Origin of the sequence: Bradyrhizobium betae, from assembly GCF_008932115.1 — a bacterium.
Classification (GTDB): Bacteria; Pseudomonadota; Alphaproteobacteria; order Rhizobiales; family Xanthobacteraceae; genus Bradyrhizobium; species Bradyrhizobium betae.
The window spans coordinates 2,858,179-2,876,216 of the sequence record NZ_CP044543.1 but is presented as its reverse complement, the minus strand read 5'-3'; the positions used below and the strand labels follow the sequence as shown (position 1 = coordinate 2,876,216).

14 protein-coding genes and 1 pseudogene are annotated in these 18,038 nt (G+C 65.0%); 11 read left to right on the top strand and 4 right to left on the bottom strand.

What is annotated here, in order from left to right:
* The first annotated feature begins 2 nt into the window (after positions 1-2).
* The 5 genes and pseudogenes from F8237_RS13760 to F8237_RS13740 all read left to right on the top strand — a co-directional run.
* A complete protein-coding gene (locus F8237_RS13760; protein WP_151645449.1) occupies positions 3-788 on the top strand; it encodes an ABC transporter ATP-binding protein in 786 nt (261 codons plus the stop codon).
* A 54-nt stretch (positions 789-842) separates the two neighbouring features.
* A complete protein-coding gene (locus F8237_RS13755; RefSeq protein ID WP_151645447.1) occupies positions 843-1,352 on the top strand; it encodes an OsmC family protein in 510 nt (169 codons plus the stop codon).
* Positions 1,353-1,516: 164 nt separating this feature from the next.
* Complete coding sequence (locus tag F8237_RS13750; RefSeq protein ID WP_151645445.1) at positions 1,517-2,314, top strand: hypothetical protein; 798 nt, start codon at positions 1,517-1,519, stop codon at positions 2,312-2,314.
* A gap of 369 nt (positions 2,315-2,683) precedes the next feature.
* The gene (locus F8237_RS13745) at positions 2,684-4,357 is read left to right on the top strand and encodes a methyl-accepting chemotaxis protein (RefSeq protein ID WP_151650549.1); all 1,674 of its coding nucleotides are present in this window, start codon (positions 2,684-2,686) and stop codon (positions 4,355-4,357) included.
* Between the two features lie 352 nt (positions 4,358-4,709).
* Positions 4,710-5,585 (top strand): annotated as a pseudogene (locus F8237_RS13740) (methyl-accepting chemotaxis protein); the annotation flags it as partial.
* A 47-nt stretch (positions 5,586-5,632) separates the two neighbouring features.
* Here the strand turns inward: F8237_RS13740 and mutS are convergent.
* A complete protein-coding gene (gene mutS, locus F8237_RS13735; RefSeq protein WP_151645441.1) occupies positions 5,633-8,371 on the bottom strand; it encodes a DNA mismatch repair protein MutS in 2,739 nt (912 codons plus the stop codon).
* 226 nt (positions 8,372-8,597) lie between these two features.
* Between mutS and pcaF the strand changes: the two genes are divergently transcribed.
* From pcaF to F8237_RS13705, 5 genes are all read left to right on the top strand, one after another.
* Positions 8,598-9,806 carry a 3-oxoadipyl-CoA thiolase gene (gene pcaF, locus F8237_RS13730; protein ID WP_151645439.1) on the top strand — a complete coding sequence of 403 codons (1,209 nt, stop codon included), beginning with the start codon at positions 8,598-8,600 and terminating at the stop codon, positions 9,804-9,806.
* A gap of 248 nt (positions 9,807-10,054) precedes the next feature.
* Positions 10,055-10,756 (top strand): protocatechuate 3,4-dioxygenase subunit beta, encoded by a 702-nt coding sequence (pcaH, locus tag F8237_RS13720; protein ID WP_151645437.1) that lies wholly within the window; start codon positions 10,055-10,057, stop codon positions 10,754-10,756.
* A 31-nt stretch (positions 10,757-10,787) separates the two neighbouring features.
* Complete coding sequence (pcaG, locus tag F8237_RS13715; protein ID WP_151650548.1) at positions 10,788-11,378, top strand: protocatechuate 3,4-dioxygenase subunit alpha; 591 nt, start codon at positions 10,788-10,790, stop codon at positions 11,376-11,378.
* Between the two features lie 263 nt (positions 11,379-11,641).
* Positions 11,642-12,892: a methyl-accepting chemotaxis protein gene (locus F8237_RS13710; RefSeq protein ID WP_151645435.1), complete on the top strand. Its 1,251-nt coding sequence runs from the start codon at positions 11,642-11,644 to the stop codon at positions 12,890-12,892.
* Between the two features lie 49 nt (positions 12,893-12,941).
* On the top strand, positions 12,942-14,033 hold the full coding sequence (locus tag F8237_RS13705; RefSeq protein WP_151645433.1) for a protein kinase family protein: 1,092 nt from the start codon (positions 12,942-12,944) through the stop codon (positions 14,031-14,033).
* 131 nt (positions 14,034-14,164) lie between these two features.
* On the opposite strand, the gene F8237_RS13700 is transcribed toward F8237_RS13705, so the two are convergent.
* Genes F8237_RS13700 through F8237_RS13690 form a run of 3 tightly spaced genes read right to left on the bottom strand, consistent with a single transcriptional unit; the run spans position 14,165 to position 17,376 of the window.
* The gene (locus F8237_RS13700; RefSeq protein ID WP_151645431.1) at positions 14,165-15,721 is read right to left on the bottom strand and encodes an MDR family MFS transporter; all 1,557 of its coding nucleotides are present in this window, start codon (positions 15,719-15,721) and stop codon (positions 14,165-14,167) included.
* Between the two features lie 4 nt (positions 15,722-15,725).
* Entirely contained in the window at positions 15,726-16,901 is a 1,176-nt protein-coding gene (locus F8237_RS13695; RefSeq protein ID WP_151645429.1) for an HlyD family secretion protein, read from the bottom strand.
* Positions 16,894-17,376 (bottom strand): MarR family winged helix-turn-helix transcriptional regulator, encoded by a 483-nt coding sequence (locus F8237_RS13690; RefSeq protein ID WP_151645427.1) that lies wholly within the window; start codon positions 17,374-17,376, stop codon positions 16,894-16,896. Before F8237_RS13690 ends, F8237_RS13695 begins: the two co-directional genes overlap by 8 nt.
* A gap of 155 nt (positions 17,377-17,531) precedes the next feature.
* Between F8237_RS13690 and F8237_RS13685 the strand changes: the two genes are divergently transcribed.
* Entirely contained in the window at positions 17,532-18,026 is a 495-nt protein-coding gene (locus F8237_RS13685) for a Fur family transcriptional regulator (RefSeq protein WP_151645425.1), read from the top strand.
* Positions 18,027-18,038: the final 12 nt, after the last annotated feature.

The window sequence follows — 18,038 nt, the reverse complement described above, 5'->3', positions numbered from 1 at the left end:
CGATGCTGGCGCTCGACCGGGTCAGCAAGACCTATCCCAACGGCGTGCAGGCGCTGGCGCGCTTCTCCGCCGAGATCAGGCAGGGCGAGATCGTTGCCATCATCGGCGGCTCCGGCTGCGGCAAGTCCACGCTGCTGCGCGCGATCGCCGGTCTCGACCGTGCCAGTGCGGGCACCGTGACGCTCGACAGCGAGGCGATCGCCTCGCCGCATGCCAAGATCGGCATCATCTTCCAGGAGCCGCGGCTGCTGCCCTGGCTCAGCGTCGCCGACAATATCGGCTTCGGTCTTGCCGATCTGCCCGCGACCGAGCGCCGCGCCAAGGTCGCCCGCGCGCTCGAACGCGTCGGGCTTGCCGACAAGGCGCAGGCCTGGCCGCGCGAGCTCTCGGGCGGACAGGCGCAGCGTGTCGCGATTGCCCGGGCGCTGGTGCCCCAGCCCGAGGTGCTGCTGCTCGACGAGCCATTCTCCGCGCTCGACGCTTTCACCCGCCGCGATTTGCAGGATCATCTGCTCGACCTCTGGGCCGATACGCGTCCGACGCTCGTCCTCGTCACGCACGACGTCGACGAGGCCGTGGTGCTGGCCGACCGCGTGCTGGTGATGCGGCCGCGGCCGGGCCGTCTGTTCGACCAGATCGAGATCAATCTCGGCCGGCCGCGCGACCGCAATTCGCCGCTGTTCGAGACCTTCAAGCGGAGTGTGCTGACGTCACTCGACCGGTCGCTCGACCGCAGCGTGCCCGACCGCGACGCGACCCAGGGTCCCGGTCAGGCGATGTGGTGGTGACTTTTTCTCTCCGAACCGGTACATCGAAGGGCAACTGTCCCGGGAGAGAACAAGATGGACGCCGCCGCACTTCGCCAGATGCAGGCCCCGATCAAGGAACGCTACAAGACCGATCCCAAGGCCGCGATGATCACGCTGAAGGCGAAAGGCTCGACCGACAGCGACGGCATCGCCTGCAAGATCGAGACCGGCCGCGCCATTGCGATGGCAGGCCTGCATCCGGCCACCGGCGGATCCGGCCTCGAACTTTGCTCCGGCGACATGCTGCTCGAGGCGCTGGTCGCCTGCGCCGGCGTCACGCTGAAATCGGTTGCGACCGCGATCGAGGTTCCGCTCAAGACCGGCAACGTCTATGCCGAAGGCGATCTCGATTTCCGCGGCACGCTCGGCGTCGACAAGGAGACTCCGGTCGGTTTCGCGGAGATCCGCCTGCGCTTCGAGGTCGACACCGATGCGCCGCAGGACAAGCTCGACCTGTTGCTGAAGCTCACCGAGCGCTATTGCGTGGTCTACCAGACCATCAAGAACGGCCCGAAGGTCTCGGTGTCTATGCAGCGGATGTGAGGCGAGGGCCGTAACCCGACAATCGGTGTCGTCCCGGCGAACGCCGGGACCCATAATCCCAAACGCCGATTGTATTGCCGAACTCGTCACCACAACCGTCTAACACAGCAAAGCCTGTGGTTATGGGTCCCGGATCTGCGCTTCGCTTGTCCGGGACGAAAAAAATGTCCCTCGACCTCCACTTCATTCTCTTCCTCCTCTTGCGCATGGCGATCGCGGCGGCGTTCGTCGTGTCCGCGTCTGTCATCACCGAGCGTTCGGGGCCGGTGATCGGCGCGCTGGTGGCGACGCTGCCGGTCTCGGCAGGGCCGTCCTACGTCTTCCTCGCGATCGACCACGACGCCGCCTTCATCGCGCAAGGTGCGCTGTCGAGCCTTCCGGTCAACGCGGCGACCATCTTCATGGCTCTCGCCTATGTCGTGCTGGCGCAGCGGCACAGCCTTTTGGTGAGTTGCGGAAGCGCATTTGCGGTCTGGATCGCCATGGCCTCGATCATCCGCATGTTCGACTGGACCCTGACGGCCGGGCTCGCCGTCAACCTGATCGCTTTCGGCATCTGCATTCCGCTGCTCGCGGGCTATCGCCACGTGAAGATGCCGCTGGTGACGCGCCGCTGGTACGACATTCCGATGCGTGCCGCGCTGGTCGCGACCCTCGTCGCCATCGTCGTCTCGACGTCGAGCTGGGTCGGCCCTCGCATCAGCGGCATCATCGCGCTCTATCCCGTCGTGTTCTCCAGCATGATGGTGATCCTGCATCCGCGCATCGGCGGCCCGCCGACCGCCGCCGTGCTCGCCAACTCCGCCTGGGGCCTGCTGGGATTCGGGATGGCGATTGCCGTGGTGCATGTCGGCGCAGCCCATTTCGGCTCCGCGGTCGGCCTCAGCCTCGCGCTCGCGACCTGCATCGTGTGGAACCTGACGCTGTGGTCTCTGGCGCGGCGCGCGCGACCGATGGCGTGAATGCGAATCAAGTCGCATGGTCTTTGTCACCGTAGTTGCCCGGAGGCACGATCGGGACACGTGCGGCCGTCTCAGCCGTGTCGATGCCCTGCATGAGAGCTACGGGACTATTACGAGCCCGTAGTTTCACGTGCTTCGGATTCAGCGATTCCGATGCCGCCGTTAAGATTTCCTTCGGCGGGAGCGCCTTAGCCTGCGCAAGGGTTACTCTTTCAGACGGCTTGTGCCGGGCTGCGGCCGCTCCTCGCGGCCGGTGCGGAGCAAGGTTATGCCGGCCGAAAGCGGGCTGGCCCTTCCTGCGCGCGTTTTCGCATTCCGCAACAATTGCCCGTCTGCCGAATTGCTCGGTCTCGATACGGAGAATGTATGATGTTCGGTCGCAAGCCTGATACCGACGCCAAGGCTCAGCTTGAAGCCATCAATCGGTCGCTGGCGGTGATCGAATTCGCGCTGGATGGCACCATTCTCACGGCCAACAAGAACTTCCTCGATGTGCTCGGCTACTCGCTCGATGAAATCAAGGGCAAGCACCATTCGATGTTCGTCCCGGCCGAGGAGCGCGACAGCGCCGAGTACCGGGCCTTCTGGTCCGCACTCAATCGCGGCGAACCTCAATCGAAACAGTTCCGGCGAGTCGATAAGGCGGGACGGGATGTCTGGATCGAGGCATCCTACAACCCCGTTCTCGGCGACAACGGCAAGCCGCTGAAGGTTGTCAAGATCGCGAGCGACGTGACGGAAAAGACGCTGAACAGCCTGTACAATTCGGGCAAGATCGCCGCCATCGATCGCGTCCAGGCGGTTATCGAATTCAATCTCGACGGCACGATCGTGACGGCGAACGACATTTTCCTGACGGCGATGGGATACACCCTCGGCGAGATCAAAGGCCAGCACCACGCCATGTTCATCCTGCCGGCGGACCGCGACAGTGCCGCCTATCGTGAGTTCTGGGCCGCGCTCAATCGCGGAGAAGTTCCGCGCGGCGAGTTCAAGCGGATCGGCAAGGCCGGCCGCGAGGTCTGGATCCTCGCCTCCTACAACCCGGTGCTGGACGCGCGTGGCAAGCCGCTTCGCGTGATCAAATTCGCAACCGACGTGACCGCGCAGAAGCTGCGCAATGCCGAAACCGATGCCCAGATCGTCGCGATCTCCAAGTCCCAAGGCGTCATCGAATTCAACATGGACGGCACCATCATCACGGCCAACGACAATTTCCTCCATGCGATCGGCTACGCCCTGAATGAAATCAAGGGCAAGCACCACAGCATGTTCGTCGAGCCAGCCGTGCGCGACAGCGCGGCCTATCGTGAATTCTGGGCCGCGCTCAATCGTGGCGAATACCAGGCTGCTGAGTACCGGCGGATCGGCAAGGGCGGCAAGGAAGTCTACATCCAGGCGAGTTACAATCCGATCCTCGATCTCAACGGCAAGCCGTTCAAGGTCGTCAAATATCTAACGGACACGACGCAGCAGGTGCTGGTCCGCATGGGCAACGAGCGCGTCCGCGGCATGATCGAGACGGTCGCCGGGGGAGCCGACCAATTGAACGCGTCGGTGCGCGACATCGCGGACGCCATGATCAAATCGCGCGATACCGCGATGGGCGCCGTCGAACAGGTCTCTACCGCCGACGCGCAGGCGCAGCGACTGACCGGGGCCGCCAAATCTATGAGCGGGATCGTCGAGATGATCAACGTCATCACGGGGCAGATCAACCTGCTGGCGCTCAATGCCACGATCGAGTCCGCGCGCGCCGGCGAGGCGGGCAGGGGTTTTGCCGTCGTCGCGTCCGAGGTGAAGAACCTCGCCAACCAGGCCAAGCAGGCCACCGACAAGATCGCGGAGGAGATCGGCAGCCTCAACTATATCTCAGGCGACGTCGCGGGCGTGCTGAACGCCATCAAGCAGGCGATCACCGAGGTCAGCGACTACGTCAGCTCCACGACCGCGGCGGTCGAGAAGCAGAGCGCCGTCACCAGCGACATGTCGAGCAGTATCCATGACGCTGCGGCCGAGGTGGCAAGACTGGCTGCAGGTTGAATGGGGCCGAGGCACGATCTGGACAGGCGCGGCGCTGCCATCGTGGCAAGCTATTGATTGACGTGATGCAGATGAGTTTCGGATTGAATTTGCGTGCCGATTACCGATACGTTGGTTATCAGTCCTTCTAAAGTTTTGGCCTATACGATTCTTCTACCCGGCTGTGCAGGACGACAGGTGGCAGAAATGTTATTGGCTCGCCACTCTTTGGGTCTGGCCGAAGCTTCATACCGTCAATGGGAATTCCGCAGATTTATTGCCGCGAATGCCCTTTGATGGAGGCATTCCGATTTGGAGTGCAGGAATGTTTGGTTTAGGACGCGGTGACTTCCAGGCCAGGATCGAGGCGTTCAGCCGGTCGCAAGCCATGATCGAGTTCAAGCTCGATGGTACGATCGTCACCGCCAACGACAATTTCCTCAAGGCGCTCGGCTATGCGCTCGACGAGATCAAAGGCAAGCATCATTCGATGTTCGTGCCGGCCGATCAGCGCGACGGCGCCGGCTACAAGGCGTTCTGGGCCGCGCTCAATCGCGGAAAATTCAAGGCGGGCGAATTCAAGCGCATCGCCAAGGGCGGTCGCGAAATCTGGATTCAAGCCTCGTATAATCCAATCCTCGACCTCAACCGCAAGCCCTACAAGGTGGTGAAATACGCCACCGACATCACCGCGCAGGCGATCGGCCGCAAGAAGGCCGAGAACGCGCGCGGCCTGATCGAGGCGGTCGCGGCGGGCAGCGAGGAGATGAGCTCCTCGATCCGCGAGATTTCCGAGACCATGGCCAAGTCGCGCGAGAATTCGAAAGTCGCGACCGCGCGCGTGGACGCGGCCGACAGCCAGGCCGTCAGGCTGAACGAGGCGGCGCAATCGATGAGCGGCATTGTCGAGATGATCGCCGGCATCACCGGCCAGATCAACCTTCTGGCGCTGAACGCCACGATCGAATCGGCGCGCGCCGGCGAAGCCGGCCGCGGCTTCGCCGTGGTCGCCTCCGAGGTGAAGAACCTCGCGAGCCAGGCAAAGCAGGCGACCGACACGATTTCGACTGAAATCAACGCCCTGAATACCGTTGCCGGCGACGTCACCGGCTCGCTGTCCGCGATAAAGGCCGCGATATCAGGCGTCAACGACTTCATCGCCTCCACCGCCGCCGCGGTCGAGGAGCAGAGCATCGTAACCGCCGAGATGTCGTCCAACATGCAGCGCGCTTCGGCCGAGCTGGCATAGGTGTCGAGTCGGTCGCGGTCAAAACGCCCTGGCGAAACGTAAACCCGTCACGCCTTCGGCAGCTTTGCCTTGAGCGCATAGAGCGCATCGAGCGCCTCGCGCGGCGACATCTCGTCGGGATGCAGCGCCTTCACCGCCTCCAACACCAGCTCGGCCTCGCTCGGTGGGGCGGCTTCGGCCGCCGCGCGCGAGGGCACTGCGAACAGCGGCAAATCGTCGGCGAGCGCGCGGGCGGTCTGGCCACGGTCTTGTGCTTCGAGTTTTGCCAGCACCGATTTCGCGCGTGTGATCACGGCCGCAGGCAGTCCGGCGAGCTTGGCGACCTGAATGCCGTAGGAGCGATCGGCCGAGCCCGGCAGCACTTCGTGCAGGAACACGACGTTGCCCTGCCATTCCTTCACCCGCACGGTGGCGTTGAACATGCGCGGAAGCCTGGCCGAGAGCGCGGTCAGCTCGTGATAATGCGTCGCGAACAGCGTGCGGCAGCGGTTGCTCTCGTGCAGATGCTCGATCGCGGCCCAGGCGATCGAGAGCCCGTCGAAGGTCGCGGTGCCGCGGCCGATCTCGTCGAGGATCACGAGCGCGCGCTCGCCGGCCTGGTTGAGGATCGCGGCGGTCTCGACCATCTCCACCATGAAGGTGGAGCGGCCGCGGGCGAGATCGTCGGCGGCGCCGACACGCGAGAACAGGCGGTCGACGATGCCGATCCGCGCGCGCGTGGCCGGCACGAAACTGCCAATTTGAGCCAGCAATGCAATGAGCGCGTTCTGGCGCAGGAAGGTCGATTTACCAGCCATGTTCGGGCCGGTGAGCAGCCAGAGCTGGCCGGACTTCTGCGCGGGGCCCGGCGACAGGTCGCAGGAGTTGGCAATGAACGGCTCGCCATTGCGCTTCAAGGCCTGCTCGACCACGGGATGGCGGCCGGCCTCGATCGCGAAGCCGAGCGACTGGTCGACCTCCGGCCGCACGTAATTGTCGTCGACCGCGAGCCTGGCCAGCGAGGTCGCGACGTCGAGCAGCGCGAAGGCATGGGCGGCGGCGCGCAGATCGTCGCTGATATCCAGCGCCTTGGCAGAGAGCCGCTCGAAAATCTCGAGTTCGAGTCCGAGCGCGCGGTCGCCCGCATTGGCGATCTTCGCCTCGATCTCGCCGAGCTCCGACGTGGTGAAGCGCACCTGGCCCGCCAGCGTCTGGCGATGGATGAAGGTCGCGTTCAGCGGCGCCGACATCAGCTTGTCGCCGTGCTGCGCGGTCACCTCGACGAAATAGCCGAGCACGTTGTTGTGCCGGATCTTGAGACCCTTGACGCCGGTGCTGTCGGCGTAGCGCGCCTGCATCGAGGCCACCACGAGACGCGAGGCGTCGCGCAGATTGCGCGTTTCGTCGAGCGAAGGCTCGTAGCCCTGACGCACGAAGCCGCCATCGCGCTTGATGAGCGGCAGTTGATCGTCGAGCGCGCTGGAGAATTCCGCCGCGAGTTCGCGCGATGGACGCTGCAAGGCTGCCATCACGACCGCGATCTCCTGCGGCGGCTGGTCGATCTCGCCGAGCCGCGCCAGCACCTGGTCGGCGGCGACGATGCCATCGCGCAGGCCGGCGAGATCGCGCGGCCCGCCGCGGCCGACCGACAGCCGCGCCAGCGCCCGCGACATGTCGGGCGCGCCGCGCAGTATGCTGCGAATGTCCTCGCGCGCGGCGGAGTCCGCGACGAAGGTGCTGACGGCATCGAGCCGCCGCGCGATTGCCGGTGCATCCGTCAAGGGCGCTGCGAGCCGCTGCGCCAGCAGGCGTGAGCCGGCCGAGGTCACGGTGCAGTCGATCGCGTCGAGGAGCGAGCCGCGGCGTTCACCCGCGAGCGTTCGCGTTAGTTCGAGATTGGCGCGCGTCGCTGGATCGATCGCCATGGTCGCGCCGGAGGCCTCGCGTGCCGGCGGGGACAGTGGCGGATGCTTGCCGACCTGGGTGCGGTCGACATAGGTGACGGCGGCGGCCGCGGCGGTCGCTTCCAGCCGCGTCAGTTGCGCCAGCCCGTCCATGGTCGCGACCGCGAAATAGTCGCACAGCCGCTTCTCGGCGGTGGCACCGTCGAAGACGTCGCGGGTCAGCGGCGTCACCGCCGGCAGCTCGCGCAGGGTCTGGCTCAATTCGTTGTCGCTGTAGAGCGCGTCGGTGACGATCGCCTCGTTCGGATTGATGCGCGCCAGCGTTGCCGCAAGCTCGCCGCCCGAACATTCCATCACCGTGAATTCGGCGGTCGAGATGTCGATCCAGGCAAGGCCAAAGCGGTCGCCGCCGGCGGACGAACGGGCGCGGGCGATCGCCAGCAGATAATTGTTGGCGCGCGCGTCGAGCAGCGTGTCCTCGGTCAGCGTGCCCGGCGTGACCAGCCGCACTACGCCGCGGCGCACGACGCTCTTGTTGCCGCGCGCTTTCGCGGCGGCGGGATCCTCGGTCTGCTCGCACACCGCGACCCGGTGGCCGGCGGTGATCAGGCGATGCAGATAGTCCTCGGAGCGCTCGACCGGCACGCCGCACATCGGGATATCCGCGCCCTGATGCTTGCCGCGCTTGGTCAAGACGATGCCGAGCGTCTTCGAGGCGATCTCGGCATCCTCGAAGAACAGCTCGTAGAAATCGCCCATCCGGTAAAACAGCAGCAGGCCCTGATGCGCTGCTTTGATCTCCAGGTATTGTTCCATCATCGGCGTGACGCGCGCGGCGGCTTCGGCCTGCGGCGCGGGTGCTTCGTCGGGGGGCGGTACAGGAATGGGCTGTTGCATAGTCATGAGCGGCGCAACCTACAAAATTTCGCCCCTTGCTCCTATCGCTTTGGCCCGACAGGGGAGGTTTTCCACGTTGTCCGCACCGCGGCATGCGCTGGCGGCGTGCGGCGCCTTCGGAATACGCAAGAAACCGTCAATTGACCTGCCGCAGGCGCCCTCCTAAAACTCCGCCGACATCCAAGAATTTGGAAGAATTTCCGCCGAACCGCGACATTGAGGGAGAACAACGATGCGTGACGTCTTTATCTGCGATGCCGTGCGGACCCCGATCGGCCGTTTCGGCGGCTCGCTCGCCAAGGTGCGTGCCGACGATCTGGCCGCAGCCCCGATCAAGGCGCTGATGGCCAAGCACCCCAATCTCGACTGGGCGCAGGTGGACGAAGTCTTCTTCGGCTGCGCCAACCAGGCCGGCGAGGACAACCGCAACGTCGCGCGCATGGCGCTGCTGCTCGCGGGTCTGCCGGACTCGGTTCCCGGCCAGACCCTGAACCGGCTCTGCGCCTCCGGTCTCGATGCGGTCGGTGCGGCCGGCCGTGCCATCCGTTCCGGCGAGATCGAGCTTGCGATCGCCGGCGGCGTCGAATCCATGACCCGTGCCCCCTTCGTGATGGGCAAGGCGCAGGAGGCTTTTTCGCGCTCCGCCGAAATCTTCGACACCACCATCGGCTGGCGCTTCATCAATCCGCTGCTGAAGGCGCAGTACGGCGTCGATGCGATGCCGGAAACCGGCGAGAACGTCGCCGAAGAATTCCAGGTCTCGCGCGCCGATCAGGACGCCTTCGCCATCCGCTCGCAGCAGCGCGCGGGGGCCGCGATTGCGTCAGGTTACTTCGCCGAAGAAATCATCCCGATCACCATTCCCGGCGGCAAGGCCGGCCCTGTTACGATCGACAAGGACGAGCATCCGCGTCCCGAGACCACGCTCGAAGCCCTCGCCAAGCTGAAGCCGATCGTGCGCAATCCCGGCACGGTCACCGCCGGCAATGCCTCCGGCGTCAATGATGGCGCCGCCGCGATGATCCTCGCCTCGGAAGCTGCCGTGAAGAAGCATGGCCTGACGCCGCGCGCCCGCATCCTCGGCCTCGCCTCGGCCGGCGTGCCGCCGCGCATCATGGGTATCGGACCAGTGCCCGCGACCCGCAAGCTGATGGAGCGGCTCGGCAAGAAGATCAGCGATTTCGACCTGATCGAGCTGAACGAAGCCTTCGCCTCGCAAGGTATTGCCTGCATGCGGCAGCTCGGCGTCGCCGACGATGCCGATTTCGTCAATCCGCATGGCGGCGCCATTGCGCTCGGCCATCCCCTCGGCATGAGCGGCGCCCGCCTCGCGCTCACCGCCGTGCACGGCATGGAAAAGCGCGGCGGCAAGCTCGCGCTGGCGACGATGTGCGTGGGCGTCGGCCAGGGCGTCGCGGTCGCGATCGAGAAGCTGAACTGACGGTGTCTCCTCTCCCTCTCCCCGCTTGCGGGGAGAGGGTTGGGGTGAGGGGGAGTCTCCACGGGGACGGCATCAGTTGGACTCGCGGAGAGTCCCCCTCACCCGGAACTCGCTGGCGCGAATTCCGGCCTCTCCCCGCAGGCGGGGAGAGGCGAAGGAAACCCGCTTCCCACGATTAGTTATATTCTATAATGATCGGCGGAAGCGTTGACCGGCCGGACCGGAATGGCTGGGGGAGGAGTTCGCCAATGACATTCATCTATCCCACGGACAGCAACAAGGCGCATCCGCTGCCGCTGTCGCCCGAGTACAAGAGTTCGATCAAGCGCGCGCCGAACAAGCCGCTGATCCCGATGCGCCACACGCTGTCGGAGCTGACCGGCCCGGTCTACGGTCACGAGACCGTGCGCGACGGCGACAACGATCTCACCACCCAGCACAAAGGCGAGCCGATCGGCGAGCGGATCATCGTCCACGGCCATGTGCGGGACGAGGACGGTCGCGGCGTGCCGAACTCGCTGGTCGAGATCTGGCAGGCCAATTCCTGCGGCCGCTACGTCCATGTCCGCGACCAGCACCCGGCGCCGCTCGATCCGAACTTTACGGGCGCGGGCCGCACCGTGAGCGACGCCGCCGGCTACTATCGCTTCGTCACCATCAAGCCCGGCGCCTATCCCTGGGGCAATCATCACAATGCCTGGCGTCCGGCGCACATCCATCTCTCGGTGTTCGGCTATTCTTTCGTCACGCGCCTCGTGACGCAGATGTATTTTCCGAACGACCCGCTGTTCCCGTTCGATCCGATCTTCAACTCGGTGCCGGACGAGAAGGCGCGGGCGCGCATGGTCTCGTCGTTCGACCTGGAGAACACCAAGCCCGAATGGGCGCTGTGCTACCGCTTCGACATCGTGCTGCGCGGCAAGAACGCCACCCCCATGGAGAACCACTAAGGTGCAGGATGCTCTGAAGCCCCAGGATTCTTTGAAGTCCAGCGGGATCACGCCGTCGCAGACCGTCGGTCCGTTCTTCAAGTACGGCCTGACGCCGAATGGCGAGTACGCCTGGAACGACGCATTCACCAACTCGACCCTCACGCCTGACGTCACGGGCGATCGTGTCCGCATCGAGGGCCGCGTGTTCGACGGCGACGGCGTCGCCGTGCCTGACGTCATGCTGGAGATCTGGCAGGCGGACGCGCAAGGGCGCTTTGCCGACCCGCAGGACAAGCGCGCGCTGCCGAACGCCAGCTTCCGGGGCTTCGCCCGCTGCGGCACCGACAAGGACGGCCATTATTCGTTCGAGACCATCAAGCCGGGCACCGTGCCCGATCCCGACGGCAAGCCGCAGGCGCCGCACATCGTTCTTGCGGTGTTCGGTCGCGGCATGCTGCGGCATCTCTACACCCGCATCTATTTCAGCGACGAAGCCGGCAACGCCGCCGATCCCGTGCTGGCGGTGGTGCCCGCCGACCGCCGCGCCACGCTGATCGCGACGCGCGAGGCCGGCAAGCCGGTCTATCGGCTCGACCTGCGCCTGCAGGGCGACGAGGAGACGGTGTTCTTCGACGTCTGAGGCGAGGACATGCCGGCGATATCAGGTCGCCGGCACACGCTTCTCACCAAGTGCACGGACGATCGCCCTGCCTCGTATTGGCGTGCGACATGACCGGTCTCGCGTTCATGCGTCAGCTTCACTTACTCAAAAACAGGCAGATCGTCGCCGATTGCCGTAGTTTTCCGCAGCGCATCGCGCGGCGACGGTTCTGCCCGGCAATTCCGTATTTACCACATTGATCTAGACTCACCGCGGTTTCGGCACGCGACCTGGATCGTTTCATGAAAATTCGCCTTTCGCTGTCCTCCGCGATCATCGCGTTCGGCGTCGCTCTCGCCATCGGCTTCACGGCTGTGGTCCTGACCAGCCTGTACGCGGTGCGCGAGCTCAAGGTCGGCGGGCCGCTCTACACCGACATCAAGCTCGGCAACGACCTCATCGCGGACATCCTGCCGCCGCCCGAATATGTCATCGAGGCCTATCTCGAAGCGACTCTCGCCATGCGCGAGCCGGACCAGCTGGCGGCCCATGGCGAGCGCCTGGTCCAGCTCCGTAAGGATTACGACGAGCGCAAGGCATTCTGGGTCACGTCAAGCCTGGCCGCCGACCTGAAGACCGCGCTGGTGTCGAAATCGGACGCCGAGGTGCAGAAGTTCTGGAAGCTCCTCTCCGACCAGCTCCTTCCGGCCTTGAAGAACAAGGATATGGCCGCGGCCGAACGCGCCTATGCGCAGGTCAAGGACGCCTACAGCGCAGCGACGCAAGGGGTGGAACGCGCCGCCTCCAGCCTGTCCGAGATCGCCCGGTCGCTGTCCTCGGAGTCCCAGGCGGTTGCCGCGGCTTCCACCCAGGCCCTCGGCAGTTCGCAGACCGTCTCGGCCGCCGCCGAAGAGCTGAGCGCCTCGATCCGCGAGATTGCGAGCCAGGTCGCGCGGACCAGCACGGTCACCAAATCCGCGGCTGCCGGCCGCGAGCAGGCACGTTCGACGATCCAGGCGCTGGCCGGATCGGTGAAGAAGATCGCCGAGGTTTCCGACCTGATCGGCGGCATCGCCGGCCAGACCAACCTGCTGGCGCTCAACGCCACGATCGAGGCGGCGCGGGCCGGCGAGGCCGGGCGCGGCTTTGCGGTGGTCGCCGCCGAGGTGAAATCCCTGTCCGACCAGACCGCCAAATCCACCGAGGAGATCGGGCGGCTGATTGCGGAGATTCAGGCCTCGACGCAGGCCGCGGTCGATGCCGTCGAGACCATGGGCGGTCACATCGTCGAGATCGACGGCGTGGCGACGTCGGTTGCGGCCGCGATGGAAGAACAGGACGCCGCACCGCGCGAGATCGCGTGGTCGATCTCCGAATCGGCCTCCGCCGCGAAGGAGGTCTCGGCCAAGATCGGCAATGTCAGCCGCGACGCGGCTTCCGTGAACGAGCGCGCCGCTGAGGTGAGGCAGGCGATCGCGGGCATGGCGGCCAATCTGGAATCGTTGCGCTCGGTCGTGGTCCGGACCGTGCGCGACTCGACCGCCGCGGCTTGAAGCCGGGCATCAGGACGGCGGCTGGTGCCCGCGGTTGTGATCGTGCAGTATGGCGCGGGACAGGGGCATCGTGACTTTCATGACACCTCCACAACTGCCTGAAGTGGTCGAGCCCGCCCGGTTGACTGCGGCGCTGCGCAGGGGCGGCGTGCTGGACGCCGGCGCCGTCCGCGAAGTGAAGGTGCTGCATCAGCGCGATACCGTCGTGTCACATATTGTCCGTCTCGGCTTGCGCTACGTCGGTGAGTCCGCCGGGGCGCCGCAATCGCTGATCCTGAAGACAGCGAATTCCGACTTCGCCAAGACGCTTGCAGATGCTGGCCGACAGGAGGTGGCTTTCTACACGCAGCTTGCGCCGAGCATGCCGCAGGGTCTGGTGCCGCGCTGCTTCGACGGGAATTTCGACGAGGAGAGCCAAGCCTGGCATCTGCTGCTCGAGGACCTCACTGACAGCCATGAGATCGCAACCCAATGGCCGCTGCCGCCGTCGCGTGAGCAGGCGGTGGCGATCGTCACGACGCTGGCACGCTGGCATGCGGCCTGGTGGGACCATCCCGGTCTTGGTGACACGGTCGGCAACTGGGCGAGCGCCGAGGACCGCGCGCAGCACATGGAGACTTTCGCCGGCCATTACGATCGCTTTGCCGACCTGCTCGGTGATCGCCTCAGCGAGGAGCGGCGCATCCTCTATCGGCGCCTGATCGAGCACTCGGTTCGGCTGTCCCAGCGCTATCATTCGCGCCGTCACATCAGCATTGCGCATGGCGATGCCCATATCTGGAACTTCCTGCTGCCGCGCTTCGGCGTCGCCGATACCGTGCGCATCTTCGATTTCGACCAGTGGCGCATCAACGTGCCGACGAGTGACCTCGCCTACATGATCGCGATGCAATGGTATCCGGAGCGACGGCAGGCGCTCGAACGGGCGCTGCTGAACCGCTATTACGAGACGCTGATCTCCTGCGGCGTCGGCGGTTACACCCGCGGCGCGCTCGACCAGGACTATCGCCTGTCGGTGCTCTGGCAGATTACCAAGCCGGTCTGGCAGTGGAGCATCAACCTCCCGCCGCTGATCTGGTGGAACAATCTGGAGCGGGTGATGATGGCGGTCGAGGATCTGGGGTGTGAGGAGCTGCTGTAGCCACTCGCGCCACAAATTCACTGTCGTCGCCCGGCTTGACCGGGCGACCCAGTCCCCAGAGACGTTCGCGGGATTCGGAGAAGCCACGGCGTACTGGATGCCCAGGTCAAGCCGGGGCATGACACCTCCGGCTACTCCATCACCGCATGGTCCGGCCCGGCCGACTGCTTGCGCAGCGTCGCCTTGGTCGAGCCGATCATCAAAGCGAGCGGGATGGTGCAGAGGATGAAGACCATCACCAGCATGTAGTCGTGCGCGAACGCGATGATCTGCGCCTGCACGCTGACCATCCGGTCGGCCATGGCGCGGCCGGCGTCGGTGGAGAGGTTGATCATGCCGCGCACGTCGGGCATCTGGAGCGCGTGGTTGAACGGGTTGATGTGCTCGGACAGGATCGCGTAGGTCTTTCGCGTGCCCTGCGTCAGCTGCGCGATCACGATGGAGATGCCGACCGAGCTCGCGACGTTGCGGAGCAGGGTCAGCATCGAGGTGCCGTCGGTGCGGAGGTGGTTCGGCAGCGTCAGGAACGACACGGTCGAGAGCGGCACGAAGACGAGACCGAAGCCAAAGCCCTGGATCACGCTGACGACCACGATTTCCGGCACCTGGGTCTGGTCGGTCCAGCCGGTCATCTGGAACAGCGACGCCGCCGTCAGCGTCAGGCCGGAAATGATCAGCGTGCGCGCCTCGATGTAGCGCATGATGCGGCCGACCATCATCATCGCGAAGAACGTGCCGAACCCGCGGCTGGCCAGTAGCCCGCCGGCGGTCATGATGGGATACCCGATCACGTTCTGCAGGTACGGCGAGGCCAGCGCCATGGTCGAGTACAGCACGAGCCCCATCACCGTCATGAAGATGCAGCCGGTCAGGAAGTTGCGATCCCGGAACAGCGCGAACTGGATGAACGGTTGCGAGGTCGTGAATGAGTGGGCGAAGAAGTAATAGAAGGCGATCCCCGAGATCACGAACTCGGTCACGATCTCGACCGACTCGAACCAGTCGAGCTGTTCGCCGCGATCGAGCGCAAGCTGGAGCGCGCCGATCCCGATCGCAAGCGCGGCGAAGCCAAACCAGTCGAACCTCAGGCTGAGATTCTTGTCGGTCTCGTCCATGAAGACCGCGAGCCCGAGCACGGTAATCGCGCCGAACGGCAGGTTGACGAAGAACACCCAGTGCCAGGAATAGGTCTCGGTGAGCCAGGCGCCCAGCGAAGGCCCCATGATCGGCCCCATCATCACGCCCATGCCCCAGATCGACATCGCCGTGGCGCGTTCCTGCAGCGTGTAATAGTCGAGCATGACCGACTGCGACAGCGGCACCAGCGCCGCGCCGAATACGCCCTGCAGCAGCCGGAACAGCACCATCTGATTGATGTCCTGCGCCAGACCGCACAGCACGGAGGCGAAAGTGAAGCCGGCCGCGCAGATGATGAAGATGCGTTTGCGGCCAAAGCGGTTGGAGATCCAACCCACCGGCGCCGTCATGATCGCGGCGGCGACGATGTAGGACGTCAGCACCCAGTTGATCTGGTCCTGCGAGGCGGACAACGTGCCCTGCATGTAGGGCAGCGCGACGTTGGCGATGGTAGTGTCCAGCGCCTGCATGATGGTCGCGGTCATGGCGCAGATCGTCACCATGTTCCGGCGCAGGCCCGGGACCATCAGAGCGGGATTGGACTCCGCCATCGGATCAGTCCTTGTCCTGATCTTTGTCCTGGCTTGCCGTCGCCGACAGGCCGAACAGGCCGGCGAGCGAGCGCTTGTGGCCGGTGTCGATGGTGGCGTAGACGCTCATGCCGGCCTTCAGCTTCCGCACGTATTTGTCGGTCTCGTCGAAATAGATGCGGATCGGCACGCGCTGCACCACCTTGACGAAATTGCCGGTGGCGTTCTGCGGCGGCAGGATCGCGAACTGCGCGCCGGTGCCGGGCGAGAGCGAGCCGATCTTGCCCTTGAAGAGGTGGTTCGGGAACGCGTCGACCTCGAGCGTGACGGGCTGGCCTTCGGTGACGTAGGTGAGGTCGCTCTCCTTCGGATTGGCATCGACCCAGGGATGGGCGACGTCGATGATGGAGAACACCGGCGTGCCGGCCGAGACGTAGCGGCCGAGCTGGATCTGTTCGACCTGCGTCGCCACGCCGCCCATGGGCGCGCGCACCACGGCGTGGTCGAGGTTGCGCTCGGCATTGTCCAGCTTGGACTTGGCCTGCGCGTAAGGCGGGAATTTCTCCAGCGGCAGGTCGGTGTCGCCGAGCAGCTGCGTCTTGGCCGCCGAGATCTGCTGCTTGACGTATTGCGCGATTGAACCCGACGTCACCAGCGCGTTCGCGGAATTGTCGAGGTCGAGCTGCGAGCCAAAGCTGTTCTTTACCAGCGCCTGCTTGCGCTCGACGTCGCGCTGCTTCAGATCGACGCCCTGCTGGGCGAGGTTGAGCATGTCGCCGTAGATCTTGATGTTGGCGCGAAGGTTGTCATAGGTCGATTGCGCCTGCATGACCTGCGCCCTGGCCTCGTCCACCGCGAGGCGGAACGGGACGGGATCGATCTCGAACAGCTCGTCGCCCTGCTTGACGATCTGGCCTTCCCTCACGACGACCTTCTCGATCTTGCCGGAGATGTCGGGCGTCACCAGCACCTTCTGCGCGCCGACATAGGCGTCGTCGGTGCCGACATAGCGGCCGCCATTGAGATAGAAGGTGATGCCGCCGATGGCGACGATGACAGGCAGCACGACCATCAGCAGGAACCGGCGATAGCGGCGCAGGCCGGCCAGCAGGCGGCGGCGCGGGTTGGTGCCGGCCTTCTTGGTGGGCTTGCCGCTGTCGCTCTTCTGCTCGGGCTGGAACTTGAGGACCTGATCAGCCATAGCGCTGCTCCTTCCGTGCCTGTTCCGCTCCGGATGCCTGGATCGCGTGACGCATGTTTTCCTTGATGGTTTCGAGTTGGGTGAGGAGGCGGTGGGCGTCCGCCGGACTGATGCCGTCGAGCGCGTTTGCGGTCAGCTCGGACTTCAGGCCGCTCATCTTGCCGAGCAAGGTACGGCCGGCCTTCTTCAGGTAGAGCCGTTTGACACGGCGGTCCGAAGCGTCGTTGCGGCGCTCGATCCAGTCGCTGTCGCAGAGCTTGTCGATCAGCCGCGTCAGCGTGATCGGCTGCATCTCCATGAGCTCGGCGAGTTCCGACTGCTTCATGCCCTCGCTGCGCTCGACCTTGGCCAGCACCGCCCACTGGGCGCGGGTAATGCCGAAGCGCGAGGCCTCCTTGTCGGCGTAGACGCGCAGCAGCCGGTAGAGCTCACCGAGCGTGAACAGGAAGTTCTGGTCGACGGACCCGCGGGTCATAAGCTTTGTCTCCAATAAGCTCGCATATGATAAGCAAGCTTATGATTATTTCACGGCAGGTTAACGCGGTGCTGTCCCGCAGCAAAAGCATGGCTGGCAGCCGCTCGCCGGTCGCGCTTTGGGTTCCCCGGCTGAAATGCTAGAACGCCGATCCCATGACCCTCGCAAAGCCGGCCTTTCCCGCGCCCGACCACGATCACGGCCGCTGCACTGCGGACGCGCTGTCGCATGCCGTGGCGGTTTGCGAGCAGCGTGCGCAGAAATTCACGCCGATTCGCCGCCATGTGCTGGGGGCGCTGCTGTCGAGCCATCGCCCGCTCGGCGCCTATGAGGTGATCGACGAGCTCGCCAAGTCGATGGCGCGGCCGGCGCCGATCACGGTCTACCGTGCTCTCGATTTTTTGATGGCCAACGGCCTCGTGCATCGCATCGAGAGCCGCAACGCCTATCTCGCCTGCGCCGCCCACGACCATGATTCGACCTCGGCGGTTGCGTTCCTGATCTGCGAGCGCTGCGGCCTGGTCGGCGAGATTCCATCAGCCTCGTTCGCGAAGGACCTCAACGCCGCCGCGCGCAGCTCCGGGTTTGCGCCAAAATTGTCCGTGGTCGAGATCACGGGCGTCTGCACCCATTGTCAGCAAACGTCTTGAAGCAACAACGGC

What these genes read in the sequence shown, in the direction of transcription:
- F8237_RS13700 (WP_151645431.1), bottom strand. Translation starts at nt 15,721, where the DNA reads ATGGCGGAGTCCAATCCCGCTCTGATGGTCCCGGGCCTGCGCCGGAAC.
- mutS (WP_151645441.1), bottom strand. Translation starts at nt 8,371, where the DNA reads ATGACTATGCAACAGCCCATTCCTGTACCGCCCCCCGACGAAGCACCC.
- F8237_RS13695 (WP_151645429.1), bottom strand. Translation starts at nt 16,901, where the DNA reads ATGGCTGATCAGGTCCTCAAGTTCCAGCCCGAGCAGAAGAGCGACAGC.
- pcaF (WP_151645439.1), top strand. Translation starts at nt 8,598, where the DNA reads ATGCGTGACGTCTTTATCTGCGATGCCGTGCGGACCCCGATCGGCCGT.
- F8237_RS13750 (WP_151645445.1), top strand. Translation starts at nt 1,517, where the DNA reads ATGTCCCTCGACCTCCACTTCATTCTCTTCCTCCTCTTGCGCATGGCG.
- F8237_RS13685 (WP_151645425.1), top strand. Translation starts at nt 17,532, where the DNA reads ATGACCCTCGCAAAGCCGGCCTTTCCCGCGCCCGACCACGATCACGGC.
- F8237_RS13705 (WP_151645433.1), top strand. Translation starts at nt 12,942, where the DNA reads ATGGCGCGGGACAGGGGCATCGTGACTTTCATGACACCTCCACAACTG.
- pcaH (WP_151645437.1), top strand. Translation starts at nt 10,055, where the DNA reads ATGACATTCATCTATCCCACGGACAGCAACAAGGCGCATCCGCTGCCG.
- F8237_RS13745 (WP_151650549.1), top strand. Translation starts at nt 2,684, where the DNA reads ATGTTCGGTCGCAAGCCTGATACCGACGCCAAGGCTCAGCTTGAAGCC.
- F8237_RS13690 (WP_151645427.1), bottom strand. Translation starts at nt 17,376, where the DNA reads ATGACCCGCGGGTCCGTCGACCAGAACTTCCTGTTCACGCTCGGTGAG.
- F8237_RS13755 (WP_151645447.1), top strand. Translation starts at nt 843, where the DNA reads ATGGACGCCGCCGCACTTCGCCAGATGCAGGCCCCGATCAAGGAACGC.
- F8237_RS13710 (WP_151645435.1), top strand. Translation starts at nt 11,642, where the DNA reads ATGAAAATTCGCCTTTCGCTGTCCTCCGCGATCATCGCGTTCGGCGTC.
- F8237_RS13760 (WP_151645449.1), top strand. Translation starts at nt 3, where the DNA reads ATGCTGGCGCTCGACCGGGTCAGCAAGACCTATCCCAACGGCGTGCAG.